Annotated in this window: 14 protein-coding genes and 2 tRNA genes; 11 read left to right on the top strand and 5 right to left on the bottom strand. The window is 49.6% G+C overall.

The window, feature by feature from the left end; genetic code table 11:
* Positions 1-558 precede the first annotated feature (558 nt).
* The 6 genes from dnaA (at position 559) to gyrA (ending at position 9268) form a co-directional block, all read left to right on the top strand.
* Positions 559-1968 carry a chromosomal replication initiator protein DnaA gene (gene dnaA / locus BN6471_RS03340; protein WP_066645509.1) on the top strand — a complete coding sequence of 470 codons (1410 nt, stop codon included), beginning with the start codon at positions 559-561 and terminating at the stop codon, positions 1966-1968.
* Between the two features lie 246 nt (positions 1969-2214).
* Complete coding sequence (gene dnaN, locus BN6471_RS03335; protein ID WP_066645507.1) at positions 2215-3315, top strand: DNA polymerase III subunit beta; 1101 nt, start codon at positions 2215-2217, stop codon at positions 3313-3315.
* A gap of 75 nt (positions 3316-3390) precedes the next feature.
* Entirely contained in the window at positions 3391-4467 is a 1077-nt protein-coding gene (gene recF, locus BN6471_RS03330; protein WP_066649740.1) for a DNA replication/repair protein RecF, read from the top strand.
* A gap of 63 nt (positions 4468-4530) precedes the next feature.
* Positions 4531-4800, top strand: a complete 270-nt coding sequence (gene remB, locus BN6471_RS03325; protein WP_066649738.1) for an extracellular matrix regulator RemB — start codon at positions 4531-4533, stop codon at positions 4798-4800.
* A 15-nt stretch (positions 4801-4815) separates the two neighbouring features.
* Positions 4816-6732 carry a DNA topoisomerase (ATP-hydrolyzing) subunit B gene (gyrB, locus tag BN6471_RS03320; protein WP_066645502.1) on the top strand — a complete coding sequence of 639 codons (1917 nt, stop codon included), beginning with the start codon at positions 4816-4818 and terminating at the stop codon, positions 6730-6732.
* Positions 6733-6772: 40 nt separating this feature from the next.
* Positions 6773-9268 carry a DNA gyrase subunit A gene (gyrA, locus tag BN6471_RS03315; protein WP_278287562.1) on the top strand — a complete coding sequence of 832 codons (2496 nt, stop codon included), beginning with the start codon at positions 6773-6775 and terminating at the stop codon, positions 9266-9268.
* Positions 9269-9320: 52 nt separating this feature from the next.
* Here gyrA and BN6471_RS03310 read toward each other — a convergent pair whose 3' ends face one another.
* Positions 9321-9911: a hypothetical protein gene (locus BN6471_RS03310; RefSeq protein WP_066645501.1), complete on the bottom strand. Its 591-nt coding sequence runs from the start codon at positions 9909-9911 to the stop codon at positions 9321-9323.
* A 205-nt stretch (positions 9912-10116) separates the two neighbouring features.
* Between BN6471_RS03310 and BN6471_RS03305 the strand changes: the two genes are divergently transcribed.
* Both BN6471_RS03305 and BN6471_RS03300 read left to right on the top strand, forming a co-directional pair.
* A tRNA-Ser gene (locus BN6471_RS03305) sits at positions 10117-10205 on the top strand.
* Positions 10206-10259: 54 nt separating this feature from the next.
* A tRNA-Ser gene (locus BN6471_RS03300) sits at positions 10260-10353 on the top strand.
* 23 nt (positions 10354-10376) lie between these two features.
* Here the strand turns inward: BN6471_RS03300 and BN6471_RS03295 are convergent.
* Together BN6471_RS03295 and BN6471_RS03290 are read right to left on the bottom strand one after the other, a co-directional pair.
* Positions 10377-10643, bottom strand: coding sequence for a TfoX/Sxy family protein (locus tag BN6471_RS03295; protein ID WP_066645500.1), 267 nt, complete (start codon positions 10641-10643; stop codon positions 10377-10379).
* A gap of 11 nt (positions 10644-10654) precedes the next feature.
* On the bottom strand, positions 10655-11377 hold the full coding sequence (locus tag BN6471_RS03290) for a tyrosine-protein phosphatase (RefSeq protein WP_162270173.1): 723 nt from the start codon (positions 11375-11377) through the stop codon (positions 10655-10657).
* A 37-nt stretch (positions 11378-11414) separates the two neighbouring features.
* Here BN6471_RS03290 and BN6471_RS03285 point away from each other — a divergent pair, with 37 nt between their 5' ends.
* Positions 11415-11684 (top strand): DUF1294 domain-containing protein, encoded by a 270-nt coding sequence (locus BN6471_RS03285; protein ID WP_066645499.1) that lies wholly within the window; start codon positions 11415-11417, stop codon positions 11682-11684.
* Between the two features lie 17 nt (positions 11685-11701).
* Here BN6471_RS03285 and BN6471_RS03280 read toward each other — a convergent pair whose 3' ends face one another.
* On the bottom strand, positions 11702-12394 hold the full coding sequence (locus BN6471_RS03280; RefSeq protein ID WP_066645498.1) for a zinc metallopeptidase: 693 nt from the start codon (positions 12392-12394) through the stop codon (positions 11702-11704).
* 172 nt (positions 12395-12566) lie between these two features.
* Complete coding sequence (locus BN6471_RS03275; protein WP_066645496.1) at positions 12567-13379, bottom strand: histidinol-phosphatase HisJ family protein; 813 nt, start codon at positions 13377-13379, stop codon at positions 12567-12569.
* A 142-nt stretch (positions 13380-13521) separates the two neighbouring features.
* On the opposite strand from BN6471_RS03275, the gene BN6471_RS03270 reads away from it, so the two are divergent.
* Positions 13522-14016, top strand: coding sequence for a QueT transporter family protein (locus BN6471_RS03270; RefSeq protein WP_162270172.1), 495 nt, complete (start codon positions 13522-13524; stop codon positions 14014-14016).
* 22 nt (positions 14017-14038) lie between these two features.
* Complete coding sequence (locus tag BN6471_RS03265) at positions 14039-14623, top strand: LOG family protein (RefSeq protein ID WP_066645494.1); 585 nt, start codon at positions 14039-14041, stop codon at positions 14621-14623.
* The last annotated feature ends 4 nt before the right edge of the window (positions 14624-14627 follow it).

Genomic DNA, 14627 nt, shown 5'->3' with positions numbered 1-14627 from the left:
CATTCCCGCGGCGCCGACCGACAGGATAGGCTGCATCAACACCATGATGATCCCCAGCAGAACGGACGAGATCGTCGTGGCCACCGTCTGCACCAAACTCAGCTGGAAAATAAAAACCGTACAGTACAGGGCCGCGATCGTAAAAATCGTTCCCGTCCACATCATAAAAAAAGGAATGATCGAAACGATCAGTACCACTACGACCGACTTCCAGTATTGCCCCAAAAAATTTATTTGGGCTATCCTTTTTATTTCTCTTCTCTTTTTCATATTTTCCTACCGGACAGGTTTCCCTTTTTCTATCTTGTATTCTAATACAGTTTTTACGGTATTACAATTCCATCACTTTTTATTTCTTTTTTCCTTTCCCTTTTTTCTCCCTTTATGCTATAATAAAACACGTACAAACCCGCATGGTTATTCACATTTTTGTGGATTTTGTGGATAGATTTGTGGATAACGTTCGTATAACTTTTTACAAGAACATGGAAACACTTGTGCACAGCCCTTTTATCTGTGCACATAGTTATCCACATAAAATAAGGCAGAGGAATTTTTTTGATGGGCGTATTTAACATTCTATGGGAAAAAACATTGAGTTATTTGGAAGAAGAACTTCCCATGTTCCAATTTAACGTATGGATCAAGGAACTAAAACCGATCCATGAAGAAGACAATACTTATTATTTTGAAGTATCCAGCCCCATGCACAAAAACCTGATCAATGAAAAATACGCAGAGCAGATCAAAAAAACGATGCAGCTTGCCTATGAAGAGCTTTACGGCGCTTCTTCCGTCAATCTTTCGCTTCTCTTTGTAACGCCGCAGGAAGCGGCGAATATCAAGGTAAACGAGATCACGCCGGAAAAGCCGCAGCCAAAAAAGCCCATGGGCTCCACGCTCAACCCGGCCTATACCTTTGATAGCTTTGTCGTGGGCGAATCCAATAAATTTGCCAACGCCGCGGCCCTTGCCGTTGCGCAGTCCCCGGGACATTCCTACAATCCCTTATTTTTATACGGAGGTGTCGGTCTTGGCAAAACGCACCTGATGCACGCTATCGGCAACCATATCAAAAAAGAAAATCCGGATGCCCAGATCGTTTATGTCACCAGCGAAACTTTCATGAACGAGCTGATCCGCATGATCCAGCTTACCAATAACAATGCGAATATCGACCTGCGCGAGCAGTTCCGCAATAAATACCGCAATGTGGACGTACTTTTGGTGGACGATATCCAGTTTATCGCCGGAAAGGACGTAACGCAGGATGAATTTTTCCATACCTTCAACGCCCTGCACGAGCTCAATAAGCAGATCGTGATTTCTTCGGACCGGCCGCCAAAGGAAATGGAAAAGCTTGAAGAACGCATGCGTTCACGCTTTGAATGGGGCCTTATCGCAGATATCAAAATGCCCGACTATGAAACGCGCGTAGCCATCCTTTTGAAAAAAATGCAGGCATTAAAGGAACAGAATCCCGATATCCTTCCTATTAAGAATGAAGTCTTCCACTATATCGCGCAGCAGAAGGATGCCAGCATCCGTACGCTTGAGGGGGCGCTGCAAAAGGTCATTATGTATGCGGAGCTGCATAACGATATTTCCTCCATTCAGGAAATAGACCTTGCACTTGCCCAAAAAGCGCTGGACGACTTTTTCAGTACGCCTACGGTCAAAGCGATTACGCCAAAATCGGTCGTGGACGTCGTATGCAGCTACTACGATGTAAAGGAAGACGATCTAAGGGGCCAGAAAAAAAACCGGGAAATCGCGTTTCCACGGCAGATCTCCATGTATATCCTGCGCGATATGACAGACCTTTCCTACCTGAAAATCGCTGAATTTTTCGGTAAAAAAGACCATACGACCGTTATCTATGCCGAGGAAAAAATTAAAAACCAGATCAAGGAGGATATCGAACTTAAGCGGATCGTTGAGGATATCGAAGCAAGAATTAAGGGATAACGAAAGAACATCTTGCGGATAAAAAATATATCGTTTTATTTTCTGGCTGCTGTAAAAATTTTTATCCACGAATTGAAACCATTCTGTGCACGGACATGCCTTGGAAAAAAGACACTCCATACACAAAACGGATAGCAGGAAAATACGGCTACATTAGGAAAAAAAGGGCTTATCCACATTATGAACATGCCCTAATACATACAACTGACACATATATGGTTAATTAAAAAATGGAGGACTGGCGTCATGCAATTCACATGTACGAAAACAAATTTACTCACAGCCATCGGAACAGTGAACCGCGCTGCTTCAAAAATGCAAAAAACAATCCTGGAGTGCATCCTGTTTTCCTGTTCTGAAGATGGAATTACGCTAAAGGCAACGGATATCGCACTTTCCATCAAGACTGAAATGGAGGCGCAGGTAGAAAAGACAGGGGATGCTGCAATTCCCGCAAGGCTTTTATATGAAATCATCAACCGTTTCCCGGACAGCGATGTTAGCTTTTCGAGCATCAATGAAAATTCTGTGGAGATCAGCTGCCTGAATTCAAAAGTCGTATTGCAGCAGATGAATCCGGATGAATTTCCTGTTTTTCCTGTGTTAGAGCAAAATGAACAGATCAAAATCCCGCAGAATATCCTCAAGAGTATGATCAACCAGACGATCTTTGCTGCGGCGATCAATGAAGATAAGCCGATCCTGACAGGACTTTTTTTTGATATAGGAAAGGATTCCCTGACGATCGTGGCGCTTGACGGGTACCGTATGGCGGTCAGAAAACAGCAGGCGATCTCCGATATCGAAAAAAACTGCGTGATCCCGGCGCGTACGCTGCGCGAGGTATCCAGGATCATAGACGATACGGAAGAGAATATCAAAATTTCGATCAGCGGGAATATGGCGCTTTTTGAAGCAAACCATACGCAGATATTTACGCGTCTTTTGGAAGGGGAATATATTAATTACAGGAACCTCCTGCCCAAGGATTGTGCGACAAGCGTCAAAGTGGAAACGGGTATGCTCAAGGACAGTATTGAGCGTGCATCGATCCTGGCCCGCGAGGGAAGCAATAATGTCGTGAAATTTGAGATCAGGGAAAAGAATCTGGATATTACCTCCAATTCGGAAATGGGTAATATCGACGAAAAAATTCCCGTGATCACGGAAGGAAACGATTTGAAAATCGCATTCAACGCAAAATATGTGCTCGACGTGTTAAAATGCGTAGAAGAACCGGAAATCCTCATGCAGTATAATACGGGAGTAAGCCCGTGTATCGTTAAGCAGGAGAATTCGGATATTTATGAATACCTGATTTTGCCGGTACAGTTGCGTGAGGATTGATTTTAAGCAATGAGATAAAAAATGCGTATACTGGTTTGGTATACGCATTTTTTAAGTTTAAAGAAGGAAATATTGATGTTTTTAAAGAATATCAGGCTGATTCATTTCAGGAATTATAAACAATTGAACATGGATTTTTATCCGGGCATCAATATCCTTTACGGCAAAAATGCACAGGGGAAGACGAATGTCTTAGAGGCGATCAATATTTGTGCCAATGGAAAATCGTTTCGCGTAAATACGGATAGTAAAACGATCATGTTTGAACAGGGCGAAGCGTATATCAGGGCGGAATTCGTGCGTAACGGCGAAACCAACTATATTGAGGTGCTGATCGAAAAAGAAAAAAAGAAAGGCCTGAAAATAAACGGCATACCGGCGAGGAGTTTAAAGGAATTGCTGGGAAACCTTTATGTCGTGGTCTTTTCGCCCGAAGATATCAAAACAGCCAAGGAAGGGCCGTCTCTCAGGCGGGGGTTTTTGGACGGGGAGATCTCCAAAATCCGTCCTTCTTATGTGGATGCTTTAAAAAAATATACGCGCATTATCGCGGAAAAAAATGCCGTATTGCGCTCCAAACGTGTGAAAAATCCGGAAACGGTGCTCGAAGCATATAACGATCAGCTGGAAAGCTATATTAAAATCATTTTGAAAAACCGGAAATCCTATATCAAAAGGCTGAACGAATATGTAAACAGGACGCATCAGGAGATATCCGGCGGGACGGAAAAGATCACGATCCGCTACAAGGAGACCATTCCCGAAAAGCAAGTCAGGGAAACGCTGCAAAAACTGGTAAAAAAGGAGATTGCCGATTTTGGCTGCGCAGCAGGCCCTCACAGGGACGATATCGATATCATGATAAATGATAAGGACGTACGCATTTACGCGTCACAGGGGCAGCTCAGGACGCTTATGCTGGCTATCAAAACGGCATGCCTTAGGATTCTCGAAGAAAGCACGGGGGAAATGCCTGTTCTTTTGCTGGATGATGTTTTTTCGGAACTTGACGATACGCGCAAGAAGAATTTACTGCATGTTTTAAGGGGAATACAGGTCTTTATCACGACCGCCGGGACGGAAGAAATAAAATCCTCGGAAAACGTGCATAAATTCGAGGTTTCCGGCGGCAAAATAACGCCAAAAACGTAAAAAACGCTTCCCTATTATATATATATATAGTATAATATATATAGTAGGGGAGTTTTGTTTTATATGATTTTACATTTGGGAAACGACTGTTTTGCAAGAACAGAAAATATTGTGATGATCCTGGACTATGAAGAGGCTGTAAAAAATGAAGATACAAGCCTTTTTTTAAAGGGGATCGAGTGTTTAAAAATTGCGGAAGACAACCCAAAATCCATTATTATTACGCAGGAAGGCGAAAAGAAGCAGGGCTTTCTTTCGCCTATTTCGTCGCGTACGCTGCTTCGGCGCAGCAAGAAGTTTGAACTGGAAGAAGAAAATTGTGTTTTGAGATAAAAGAGAGGTACATGCATGAGCAATCAGAATGAACATTATGACGAGAGTCAAATCCAGATTTTAGAGGGACTGGAGCCTGTCCGCAAGCGTCCGGGCATGTATATCGGGTCTACCGACCTGCGCGGGCTGCACCACCTCGTATATGAAATCGTGGATAATTCCATCGACGAAGCGATGGCAGGTTTTTGCAGCGATATTTATGTTGTGATAGAAGAGGACGGGAGCCTTTACGTAAGGGACAACGGCCGGGGCATCCCCACAGGCATGCATCCGCAGGCGGGCGTTTCCACTCTGGAGGTCGCGCTTACCATGCTGCACGCGGGCGGAAAGTTCGGCGGCGATGGGTATAAGGTGTCCGGCGGCCTGCATGGCGTGGGCGTATCCGTCGTCAATGCGCTTTCAGAAAAACTGGTGGCAAAGGTAAGGCGCGATGGAAAAATACATCGCCAGGAATTTACCCGCGGCGCGCCCGTTACGGGGCTGGAGATCGCAGGGGAATGCGGGGAAGACGAAACGGGAACGGAAATCCGTTTCTGGCCGGATCCTGAAATATTTGAAGACGTCAATTTTGTTTACGATACGCTGCGCGTAAGGCTGCGCGAAATGGCGTTCTTGAACAAGGGAATCAGCATCACGCTGGAAGACCTGCGCGGTGAAAAGCCATTAAAACAAGTATATTGCTACGAAGGCGGGATTAAATCCTTTGTGCAGTACCTGAATAAAAACAAAAACCCGCTCTTTGAAGAGCCGGTCTATTTCTGCGCGGAAAAAGGAACTTCCATGGTGGAAGTCGCGATGCAGTATAACGAAGGGTATGCGGAAAATATATTTTCGTTTGCGAACAATATTTCCACGCACGAAGGCGGCACGCACCTGAATGGCTTTAAAAACGCGCTCACGCGCGTTGTGAACGATTATGCAAAGCGCATGAAGCTGGTCAAGGAAAACGAGCCTGCGCTCTCCGGAGAGGACATCAGGGAGGGTTTGACAGCTATTATCAGTGTCAAGCTTGTGGAACCCCAGTTCGAGGGACAGACGAAAACAAAGCTTGGTAACAGCGAAATGCGTGCGCTTACGGACAGTACGGTCGCGGAAGGGCTGAATACGTTCCTGGAAGAAAATCCCGCGACTGCAAAAGTCATTGTGGATAAATGCCTGACCGCGAAACGCGCGCGGGAGGCTGCAAAAAAGGCAAGGGAGCTGACGCGGCGTAAAACGGCGCTCGAATCTGCGGCGTTGCCGGGCAAGCTTGCGGACTGCAGCGAAAAAGACGCCAGCAAGTGTGAAATCTTTATCGTCGAGGGCGACAGCGCCGGCGGCAGTGCCAAACAGGGACGCGACCGCCGCTTCCAGGCGATCCTGCCTCTTCGCGGTAAGATTTTGAACGTGGAAAAGGCGCGGCACGACCGTGCCCTTGCCAATGCGGAGATCAAGGCCATGATCACTGCGTTCGGCGCGGGCATGGGAGAGGAATTCGATGTGGAAAAGCTGCGTTACCACAAGATCATCTGTATGACGGATGCGGATGTCGACGGCAGCCATATCCGGATTTTACTGCTTACGTTTTTCTACCGCTACATGCGCCCGCTCATTGAGAACGGCTATGTGTATATCGCGCAGCCGCCGCTTTACAAGGTGAGTAAAAAGGGCACGGAGGATAAATATTTATACAGCGACGAAACGCTGCAGGAATATTTGAAGGAAGTGGGCGACGGCGCGGCGATCCAGCGGTATAAGGGCCTGGGTGAAATGAACCCGGATCAGCTTTGGGAAACGACGATGGATCCGGAAACGCGTACGCTTTTGCAGGTGGATATGGATAATGCCATCGAGGTGGAGGAAACGTTTTCCGTCCTCATGGGCGACAGCGTAGAACCGCGCAGGGATTTCATCGAGGAGAATGCGAAGCTGGTCGCAGATTTAGATATCTAAGGGAAAAACCAATACTTTTCGGAAAGAAGAGGTTCATGTTTTGGAAATAACAAAAAATATTGTACCGATTGACATTAATAAGGAGATGCAGAAGTCGTTCATCGCCTATGCGATGGCGGTCATCATCAACCGCGCGCTGCCGGATGTACGCGACGGCTTAAAGCCGGTACACCGCCGGATATTGTATTCGATGGGCGAGCTCAACATGTATCCGGACAAACCGTACCGCAAAAGCGCGCGCCTCGTAGGCGACGTACTCGGTAAGTACCATCCGCACGGCGATACGGCGGTATACGACGCAATGGTCAGGATGGCGCAGGATTTCTCCATCCGCCACCAGCTCGTCGACGGCCACGGGAACTTTGGCTCTGTGGACGGCGACGGCGCCGCCGCCATGCGTTATACGGAAGCGCGTATGTCCAAAATCACGATGGAGCTGATGCGCGACATCGACAAGGACACGGTCGACTTCTATCCGAACTTTGACGAAACGCTGGAGCAGCCGTCCGTGCTGCCGGCGCGCTTTCCAAACCTGCTTGTAAACGGAACGGGCGGTATCGCGGTCGGTATGGCAACGAATATCCCGCCGCACAACCTGGCGGAAACGATCAACGCGACCATTGCCCTCATCGATAATCCGGATATCACGATCGAGGAGTTGATCGATATCATCCCCGGGCCGGATTTTCCGACAGGTGGTATCATCATGGGCGTGTCGGGCATCCGCGAGGCATATAAAACGGGCCGCGGCAGGATCCGCGTGCGTGCGAAAGCGGAGATCGAGAAATACAACGAAGACCGTGAGCGGATCGTTGTAACAGAAATCCCTTACCAGGTCAATAAGGCGACGCTGGTCGAAAAAATCGCTGAATTGGTACACGATAAACGGCTGGAAGGCATTTCCGACCTGCGTGACGAATCTGATAAATCGGGCATGCGTATCGTGATCGAATTAAAGCGCAACGCGAACGCAAATGTGGTTTTGAACCATCTGTATAAGCACACGCAGATGCAGGATACGTTCGGCGTGATCATGCTGGCGCTGGTGGATGGCGAGCCAAGGGTTTTGAGCCTCAAGGCAGTGCTGGAGCATTATTTGGAGCACCAAAAAGAGGTCATTGTACGCCGTACAAAATTTGAATTGGAAAAAGCGCAGAAACGCGCGCATATCCTGGAAGGGCTGATCATCGCCCTCGATAATATCGACGAGATCGTAAACCTGATCAAAAAATCGCCGGACGCAGCGACAGCGCGTGCGGCACTGTCCGAGCGCTTCGGTCTTTCGGAGGTACAGGCCCAGGCGATCCTCGATATGCGCCTGCAGCGTTTGACAGGTTTAGAGCGCGACAAGATCGAAGCGGAATATAAGGACATCCTGTCCAAGATCGAGCATTTCAACGCGATCCTTTCCACGCCGCAGATGGTTCTTGACATCATCAAGGAAGATTTGGCGGAGATCCGGGAAAAATATGCGGATGCACGCCGGACGGAGATCACGTTCGACGAAGACGACATCGACCTTGATGAGCTGATCGCACGCGAGGATATGGTGGTGACTCTTACGCATTACGGGTATATCAAGCGTATCAGCCTGGAGACCTACCGTGCGCAAAAACGTGGGGGACGGGGCATCACGGCCATGTCCACGCGGGAAGAGGATTTCGCGGAACAGGTCTTTGTCACCTGCACGCACAACCAGCTTTTGTTCTTTACGAATAAGGGCAAGGTTTATATGAAGAAGTGCTACCAGATCCCTGAGGCAGGCAGGACGGCCAAAGGAACGGCGATCGTCAATATGTTAAACCTCGACCCGGATGAAAAGATTTCGGCTGTGTTCCCCATCGAGTCGGAAATCGAGAAGGATTCCAACCTTGTGATCGTCACCAAGGGCGGCGTGATCAAGAAGACACCGTTCAGCGAGTATTCCAATATCCGCCAGAATGGTTTAAAAGCCGTCAATTTGCGCGACGACGATGAATTGATCTCCGTTATGGAAACGGATGGCTCGAAAAATATCGTGGTTGGTACGCGCGATGGGATGTCCATTATCTTTAACGAAGAAAACGTGCGTCCGATGGGCCGAGTCTCCACGGGCGTCCGCGCGATCAAGCTGCGGGAAGGCGATGAAGTCGTGGATGCCTGTATCGTGGAAAAAGACCAGCAGATATTGGTTATCACGGAAAATGGATACGGGAAACGTACGCAAGCGAGCGAATACCGTTTGCAGACACGCGGCGGCATCGGGCTTAAGACCATGAACATCACGGAAAAGACCGGGAAGATGTGCGGCCTTAAAATCGTGGACGGCAGCGAGGAGATCATGCTGATCAACGACGCGGGCGTGGTCATCCGCATGAGCGTGGACGAGATATCGCTGATCGGCCGTTCCACACAGGGGGTGCGATTGATGCGCGTGGATGATGAAACAAAGGTCGTATGCGTCGCCAAGTTCGTGGAGAACGAATATGACGACGCTGATCCGGAAGGCTGCGGCTGTGAGGCAGGGGAAAAGGACGCGCCGCAGGAACAGGAATAGATAATAGGAAATAAAAAAGCAGATGCTCAAAGGCATCTGCTTTTTTTGCCGTTTAGAAGGAAAGGGAAATTTTATCGGAGACAAAAATATCGTCCCACGTCTCGGTGGAAAAAACGTTAAAAGCGAATTCCGCAGTTTCCAAAGTCGTAATCCCTTTTTCTTCCATATCCCAGGAAGCGATCGTGATAGCGTCTACCGCTTTTTTGCCCGCTGTTACGTCTGCGGACATAATACCGGAGAGCATGATCCCGTTTACGGACATATCCCGCACCTGGATGGTAACATCCTGGGCGGAACTATTCTCGATAGACAGTTTGATTTCAGGGCCTGACCATCCGTCGTAATTGACGCCGGTATAAGTGATCTTGATGCCGTCCTGATCCATCAATACCTGATTTGCTTCTGTGGAACTCCCGGCAGGGGAAACAGGGGTGTCCGGTTCCGTATCGGGCGAAGGTAGAGCCGTAACAGCATCAAGCTCTTCTTGCAGTGCGTCGCGTTCCGCCACGACCGAATCATAGTCCATCTGCAAAGATTCATATTCTTCCTGCAGGGCTACATACTGTTTGACAGGGACGCCCGCGCAACCCGTAAATGCACATGCAAGCACCACACACATCACTACAATCAATACTTTTTTCATCATCCTACCACCTTGTTTGCAATCTTGTATCCACAGCATACTATGTTTTCCTGAGTTTTTCAAGGCAAAGGACGGTGCGGCTTTTCATTATAGAAAAAAAGGCTTTACAGAAAGGATTTTTCTTGACAAATATATTAAGTTATTGCTATACTATTAAAGCGTATTTGAATGGGAGATGTTCACAAAGCTGCGGAATATTTCTTTTGGAGAGGTACCGAAGCGGTCATAACGGGGCGGTCTTGAAAACCGTTAGGGTGCAAGCCCACATGGGTTCGAATCCCATCCTCTCCGCCAATTTTAAAAAATTGCGGAGAAACCGCTTTATATAAATCATCAAAAAATTCAGTTGGAGAAGTACCCAAGTACGGCTGAAGGGGCTCCCCTGCTAAGGGAGTAGGCTGGGGTAACCGGCGCGAGGGTTCAAATCCCTCCTTCTCCGCCAAACCCGCTCTATGAGCGGGTTTTTTATTGCCGCGCCAACTTATGCGCCAAATAAAATTCTTTGAGCTCTGCCTTGACCTGATCGGGCAGGTCGTGCCAGCGTATGCCGTGGATCGCGCCCTCAAGGCCGCATAAACGGTTATAACAAGCTGACGGATCCATCGCCTGAATCCTGAGCCATGCATCCCGGCTGCCGATCTTCAGCAGGTCTTCCGCTGTCTGGATGCCCACATCGTTTAGTTGCTGCTTCAACACCGCGCCGATATTCGGCAGCTTCGATAATTCACCCATGCTTTCTCCTCTTATACCAGCTTTCCTTTTAATTGCTCGACTGTGTGCGCGCTGAGCCCTGCCTGCAGCAAATAGTCCTCCGCAGTCTCGTAATGCCGGTACATGTACTGCATCAGTTTCTGCATAAAGGATGACTTGGACTGGAAAACAAAATCCGGAACCTCGATCCCGGCGGACTGTATCATTTTCTGCTGCTCCAAAAAGACGGGCTGCATGTATTTTTCCGTAACGCTGTAATCGTCGATGATCGATTTGTCGTCCACGCCGGCCAGCTTCAATAAGAGCATGGTGACGATGCCGGTACGGTCTTTTCCTGCGGTACAGTGGTAAAGGGCGCAACCCTCCGCTCCCGCCAGCTTGCGAAAGATCGCCGCCAGGGTCGTTTTGCTGTCCTCGACAAGGCGGATATACATTTCCGACATATCGCTGGGCATCTTGCCCTGCAAAAAGGAGGACTGGATGTTGTCCAGCAACGGAAAATTCATATATTCCATGACCTGGCGGTCGACCGCGTCCGGATTGCGCTGTGTTTCTGCCTCCGCGCGCAGGTCAATCACCAGCCGCACGCCGTAATCGTACAAATATTTCCGGTCGTCGCCGGTCAGGTTTGCAAGGCTGTCGGCACGCAAAAACGATTTGTACTTTGTCGTTTTTCCCTCTTGCACAGGGTAACCGCCTAAATCGCGTACATTGTACGCCCCCGTAAGCGGCAGGGGTTGTGATATGAAATCCATGGCGAAAAACCTCCTTGCCATGCTATAATAATGCATCATGGGATATTATTTGTGTTATTTACTGGCAATCAATGTCATTGCCTTTCTGGTATGCCTTATAGATAAACGTGCCGCGAGGAGGTCTAAACGCCGAATCTCCGAGCAAACGCTGTTTTTATTGTCTGCCTTTGGCGGGGCATTTGGCTTTTTGGCCGGTATGCTAACATTGCGGCACAAAACGAAGCATTTGGGTTTTTGCATCGTGATCCCGCTTTTTTGTATGCTGTGGGCGGTGGGGACGGTGCTGATCGTCAAATATTGCCTGTAGGGCGCGTTCCTTTTTGGTTACCTCCTGCGGGAAAGCAAAAACAACCGCAGGAAGGAAAGGAAGGAGGCCAGCATGGCCGCGACATAGGTCATGGCCGCTGCATTGAGCATTCTTTTGGCTTCGCCCTGTTCCTGCAAGGTAAGTACGCCGGAGGCCTGGATATTTGCCATGGCCCGCTTGGAGGCATTGAACTCCACGGGCAGCGTGACCAGCTGGAAGATCACGACCGCAAAATATACCCACGCGCCGATGTCCACCAGCACGCCCATGTTCTCACGGAACAGCAGGCCGATCAGGATCAGCGGAAAAGCCAAGCTGGTCGCGATGTTGACCACGGGTACGATCGCGTTACGCACGCGCATGGGGCCATATTTTTTGAATCTCTGCAGCACGTGGCCACATTCGTGCGCCGCAATGGATACGGCGGCGACGCTGTGTTTGGCGTATACGCCTTCTGAAAGGCTCACCGTATTGTTGCGCGGGTCGAAGTGGTCGGTCATCTGTCCCTCTACCGCCTGCACGCGCACACCGTCGATGTTGTTTTGCCGGAGCATCGTCTGGGCAAATTCCCTGCCTGTAACGCCGCTTTGCGCGGGGATCTCCGAATATTTTTTATATGCGGAGCTGACCTTTGCCTGCGCCCAGATCGTAATGATGAACGCGGGGATGAGGATCAGCCATGTCCAGTCAAACCATAGGAAAAATGGCATCGTATTTCCCTCCTTCTATTCTGCCGGTAAGGGGCGCCGCTCAAGGAATATGCCCGCTTACCATCATGATGATAGCATCATTTTATGAACTACGTATGATATATAAACGAAAAGTGACGTGCCGAAAACATCTGCGAATAGCTGCGCACGTGCAAAAACAAAGGATCGGCAATTAGCCGAGGGGCACGAACGTGGGCTTCATCTCCTCGAAGGTGCAGATGTATTTGGCGCCGCTGCTCAAAAGCAGCTCGCGCGCTTCCCTGAATTTATGCCCGATCACGTCCGCGCTGTGCGCGTCACTGCCGATGGTCACGACCTCGCCGCCAAGCTCGAAGAAACGCTTGATGATGGTAGGGTGCGGCGTCGGGTAGCCGTGGATGTAATAGTTGCTCGTATTCACTTCAATGCCCCGCCCCTTGCGGATGGCGGTCAGCAGGATTTCGTCCAGCAAGTCGGGGAAGTCTTTGTACTGGAAGGGCGCGTCGCCGGGAGCAAGGTCACACTTGTCCAGGTATTTGTCGATATACCCCAAATGCGCGATCACGCAATAATCTCCCTTGAATTCCTTTAAATCATAGAGCGTTTCGCTTAAGTATGCCTCCTGCGCCTGCCGCAGCGTACGTCCGGGAAACAGGTCGCCGAAAAAAGGATCCTGACCGAGCGCCGTGTGCTGCGAAGCGATCACAAAATCAAACCCGCGCCCGGAAAGGTCGTCCGCGATGCGTGTAAGCCAGCCGGGGATGAGCGCCGCTTCCACACCTGCGCGTATTTTTATTTCGGGCACAGCGGCACGCGCCTTTTTGAGCTCGCTGAAATAAAGGTCAAAATCAAAATACGGCTTGGATTCCTCATATGGATAACCGAGCTCATGGTGCTCGGTAAAGCATATTTCCTGAAACCCTTTATCGCGCGCTGCCTGCGCACATTTGAGCATACTGTCGTGCCCGTCGAACGACACGGTGGAATGGACGTGATAATCAAACATAGTGTGCCTCGCTTCCCAAAATTCAAAATTCTATCCTTATCATATACTATCCGGGCGCACAAGTTCAAGCTGCATGGCGGTTTTATTCGCGCGGGAAATGTGCTATACTATACTGTATTTAATTTTAATGTTGAGGGGAACTATGCAAGGGACATCAAAGGTACGTTATTTGTGCGAGGCAAGCCTGATCGCCGCGATCTATGCGGCGCTGACGCTGCTTTTGGCGCCGCTTAGTTACGGGAGCGTGCAGGTGCGTATTTCAGAGGCGCTGTGTGTGCTGCCGTTTTTCACGCCTGCGGCGGTGCCCGGGCTGTTTATCGGCTGTATGCTCGCAAACCTTTATACGGTGGGCTTGGGGATCATGGATATCGTGGTCGGCAGCTTGGCGACCCTTCTCGCCGCGACGGTCACTTGGCTGATCCGCAACAAAAGCAAATGGCTGCTGCCGCTGCCGAGTGTGGTCGCCAACGCGTTTTTGGTAGCGTGGGTGCTGGTGGCGCAGGGGCAGACCCCGTTTCCCTACTGGGTCAACGTTCTCAGCGTAGGTGCAGGGCAGGCGGTCGCCTGTTACGCGATAGGTATGCCGCTTTTCTTCTTGCTGAAGCGCTACCAAAAGACGATTTTCAAAAGGGTTTAATGCGAAAGGAAAGGGTGTAACAATGAAAAAGATATGCGTATTCGGATCCTCTTCCTCGGTGCTGGATCAAAGCTATTTTGACGACGCTTTTCTGGTGGGAAAGCTGATTGCCGAAAATGGATGGGAGATGGTTTTCGGCGCAGGGGATATGGGTATGATGGGGCATGCGGCACGCGGCGTAAAATCCGCCGGCGGACGGATCACGGGCGTGCTTCCGGAGTTCATGAACCTGCCGGGTATCCCGTTTGAGGATTGCGACGAGCTCATCGTTTCCCCGTCCATGCGCGAGCGCAAGTTCGTGATGGAAGAAATGGCCGATGCGTTCATTGTGACGGCGGGCGGCTTCGGTACATTTGAGGAGCTGTGCGAGGTCATTACCTTAAAGCAGCTGAAACGGCATGAAAAAGCGATTGTCATTTTAAATACCAACGGTTTTTACGACGAGATGATCGCCATGTTTGAAAAAAGCGTAGCGCAGAGGTTTGCCAAGGAAGAGGCGCTCAGTGTCTACGAGGTCGTCAAAACGCCCGGGGAGGCGGTCGACGCGATCAAAAATTACAAATACCAGGCCATGGGGAGCAAGTGGTTTACGCCGGATGCCCCGTAAGGCG

The organism is Christensenella timonensis (assembly GCF_900087015.1).
Taxonomy (GTDB): Bacteria; Bacillota; Clostridia; order Christensenellales; family Christensenellaceae; genus Christensenella; species Christensenella timonensis.
Note: the sequence above shows the minus strand (reverse complement) of the source record. Positions and strands in the feature narration are given on the sequence as shown.